The sequence below is a fragment of the Halomonas sp. 707D4 genome, from assembly GCF_024158685.1.
Lineage (GTDB): Bacteria > Pseudomonadota > Gammaproteobacteria > Pseudomonadales > Halomonadaceae > Vreelandella.
Genome location: NZ_JAMZBD010000350.1, coordinates 1 through 3345 on the forward strand (window position 1 = coordinate 1; position 3345 = coordinate 3345).

General features: G+C 69.7%; 4 protein-coding genes. 3 read left to right on the forward strand and 1 reads right to left on the reverse strand.

The features are described 5' to 3' along the window. From BIS11_RS13410 to BIS11_RS13420, 3 genes are all read left to right on the forward strand, one after another. Window positions 1-973: molybdopterin-binding protein (locus BIS11_RS13410; RefSeq protein ID WP_253586256.1), on the forward strand; the 973-nt coding region annotated here is incomplete at its 5' end. Further along, window positions 970-1959, forward strand: a complete 990-nt coding sequence (moaA, locus tag BIS11_RS13415) for a GTP 3',8-cyclase MoaA (protein ID WP_253418414.1) — start codon at window positions 970-972, stop codon at window positions 1957-1959. The genes BIS11_RS13410 and moaA, both read left to right, overlap by 4 nt. A 3-nt stretch (window positions 1960-1962) precedes the next feature. Then, the gene (locus BIS11_RS13420; protein ID WP_367399215.1) at window positions 1963-2856 is read left to right on the forward strand and encodes a GTP-binding protein; all 894 of its coding nucleotides are present in this window, start codon (window positions 1963-1965) and stop codon (window positions 2854-2856) included. A gap of 112 nt (window positions 2857-2968) precedes the next feature. Here the strand turns inward: BIS11_RS13420 and BIS11_RS13425 are convergent. Next, on the reverse strand, window positions 2969-3345 hold a 377-nt coding region (locus BIS11_RS13425; protein WP_253586257.1), incomplete at its 5' end, for an EAL domain-containing protein.

The window sequence follows — 3345 nt, forward strand, 5'->3', positions numbered from 1 at the left end:
GAACCTGCCCGCCGGCAGCGATACCGTGATTCCCCGCGAGCAGTTCGAGGAGCGCGACGGGCAGGTTCTGCTCACGGCACCAGCGCGCGTGGTGAAGGGTCAAAACGTACGCCAGGCCGGCGAAGAGCTCGCCGCCGGCGCTGCGGTGCTCGGCGCCGGCACGCACTTGGACGCCGCCGCCCTCGGGCTTCTCGCCTCGCTCGGCCTTGCCCGGGTGAGCGTGGTCAAGCGCCCGGTGGTCGCGCTTTTCTCCACCGGCAACGAGGTCGTCGCCCCCGGCGAGGCGCTGCCGCCCGCCGGGGTATTCGATGCCAACCGCTTTGCATTGATGGGGCTTCTGCGCGAGCACGACGCCTGCGTGCTCGATCTGGGCATCCTGCCCGACGAGCCCGCGGCGATCGAGGCGGCCCTGGCCGGGGCCGCCGCGCGAAGCGATCTGGTGCTGACCAGCGCCGGCGTCTCCGCCGGCGAGCGCGACTTCACCCGGGCCGCCCTCGACGCCCTGGGCCAGCTGGCCTTCTGGCGCGTGGCGCTGCGCCCGGGGCGGCCGCTTGCCGCCGGGCTTCTCGGCGAGCGCCGTACCCCCTTCGTGGGCCTGCCGGGCAATCCGGTGGCGGCCATGGTGGCCTTTCACCAGTTCGTGGCACCACTGCTTGCACGCCTTCAGGGCCTGCCCGCCGCCGCGCCGGGGCGGCTCGCGGCGGTGCTCGAGACGCCGATCCAGGGCCGCCGCCAGCGCACCGACCTGCTTCGCGGCGTCTACCGCTGCGACGCGCAGGGCCGGCTTCACGTGCGAATCACCGGGGCCCAGGGCTCGGGTATGCTAACCTCCATAGTGGCGGCCAACTGCCTGATCGAGCTTGGCGACGATCAGGACGCCGCCGCCGCGGGCGAGACCGTGACGATCCAGCCGCTCGCCGCGCCGCAACCGCCCGCAACGCCGCCCTCCACCGACCTATCGAGATGGCCATGACCGAGCAACTGATCGACCCCATTGGCCGCCGCGTCAACTACGTACGGATATCGGTCACCGACCGCTGCGACTTCCGCTGTGTCTACTGCATGAGCGAGGAGATGACGTTTCTGCCCCGCGCTCAGGTGCTCACCCTCGAGGAGATCGCCACCATCGCCCGCGCCTTCACCGAGCTCGGCGTCGAGAAGATTCGTCTCACCGGGGGCGAGCCGCTGGTGCGCGCCAACATCACCCAGCTGGTCGACGAGATCGGCGCCCTGGGGCTTGCCGATTTCACCATGACCACCAACGGCGCGAGCCTCAGAAAGCACGCCCGGCGCCTCAAGGAGGGCGGGCTCACCCGGCTCAACGTGAGTTTGGACTCGCTCGACCCCGCGCGCTTCAAGGCGCTGACCCGCACCGGCGATCTCGACAAGGTGATCGACGGCATTCGCGCTGCCAAGGAGGCGGGCTTTTCGCGCATCAAGCTCAACGCGGTGATTTTGAAAGGGCGCAACGACGACGAAGTGCTGGACCTGGTCGCGTTCGCTCGCCGCGAAGGGCTCGACTTGAGCTTCATCGAGGAGATGCCGCTGGGCGACGTCTCGGATCACTCCCGCGCCGAGACCTTCTTCTCGAGCGACGACGTCAAGGCGCTGATCGAAACCCGCTACGCGCTGACGCCCAGTGCCGTGACCACGCTGGGCCCGTCGCGCTACTTTAGCATGAGCGACAGCGACAGCCGGATCGGCTTCATCTCGCCGCACAGCCACAACTTCTGCGACAGCTGCAACCGCGTGCGGGTGACCGTCGAGGGGCGGCTTCTGCTGTGCCTGGGCAACGAGCACTCGGTGGACCTGCGCGCGGTGATTCGCCGCCACCCCGGCGACATGGCCAAGCTCAAGCAGGCGATCGTCGATGCGCTGCCGCTCAAGCCCGAGCGCCACCACTTCACCACCGATGGCGACGTCCAGGTGGTGCGCTTCATGAACATGACCGGAGGCTAGCCCTTGGCGCCCACGCGCATTCCCACCCACGTCGTGACCGGGTTTCTCGGCAGCGGCAAGACCACGCTCATCCACAGCCTGATCGCCCAGAAGCCCGTGGGCGAAACCTGGGCAATCCTGGTCAACGAATTCGGCCAGATCGGCATCGACCAGGCGATGTTCGAAGAGCGGGGCGACGTCGTGGTCAAGGGGCTGCCCGGGGGGTGCCTGTGCTGCCAGTTGGCCTTCGTGCTGCAGGCGGGGCTGGTCAACCTGATCGCCCGCGCCCGACCCGACCGGCTGATCATCGAGCCGTCGGGGCTCGGGCACCCGGCGGGACTTCTCGACCTGCTGCGCGGCGACGCCTTTCGTGAGGCGCTCGAGGTGCGCGACATCGTCGTCGCCCTCGACCCGCGCCGGCTCGACGAGCCGAAAGTGCGCGAGCACGAGACCTTCAACGACCAGCTGGCGGTGGCCGATGCGGTGGTACTCACCCAGCTCGAACACGTGAGCAGCGACCAGCGCGCCCGCGCCCACGCTTTTCTCGAGGCGCGCTGGCCGCGCCCGAAATGGGTGCATGAAGCCGAGCACAGGACGCTGCCGCTGGCCCTGCTCGAAGAGGGCGGCGAGGCGCCCTTCAAGGCGCTCGAGCGGCCCGATGCGCATCGCAGGCTCGTAGCGCCGCCGTCGCTCGAGGGCGGCTTCTTCGATCCCGCGCCGCGCCCGGGGGCGCCGCGCTGCGAAACCGCAAGCTCGCTGGGCTACACCTCCACGGGGCTGCGCGGCATCCCGACGACCGCTTCGATCTCGACCTGCTCGCCCAGCTTCTTTCCACGCTGCCGAAAGCGGCTCGGGCCAAGGGGGTCTTTCACACCCATGATGGCTGGAAGCGGCTTAACCGCGCCGAAGGCGCGCTGAGCGTCGAGGCGAGCACCTGGCGCCAGGATTCGCGCCTCGAGATCCTCCTGCCCGACGCCCAGGCGAGCGCGGACGGTCACGCCGCGCTTCTCGAGCGGCTGCGCCCGCGCGCCTAGGCGAGCGCCTGCTCCTCGAGCTGCGCCACCGGCACGGGGCGGCCGAACAGGTAGCCCTGGTAGGCGAGGCAGCCATGGGCGCGCAGCCACTCGTACTGGGCGCGCATCTCCACGCCCTCGGCGATCACCTCGAGGCTCAGGCTCTCGGCCAGCGCAATGGTACTCTCGACGATGGCGGCGTTGGCGTCGCTGGTCAGCACCTGCTGGACGAAGGACTGGTCGATCTTGAGCTGGTCGAGCGGCAGCTTCGCGAGGTAGGAAAGCGACGAGTAGCCGGTGCCGAAGTCGTCCAGCGAGAAGCGCACGCCCCGGCGCTTCAGGCGCAGCATGGTCTCGCGCACGTTCTCCGGCGCCTCGACGAACAGCGACTCGG

What these genes read in the sequence shown, in the direction of transcription:
- moaA (WP_253418414.1), top strand. Translation starts at nt 970, where the DNA reads ATGACCGAGCAACTGATCGACCCCATTGGCCGCCGCGTCAACTACGTA.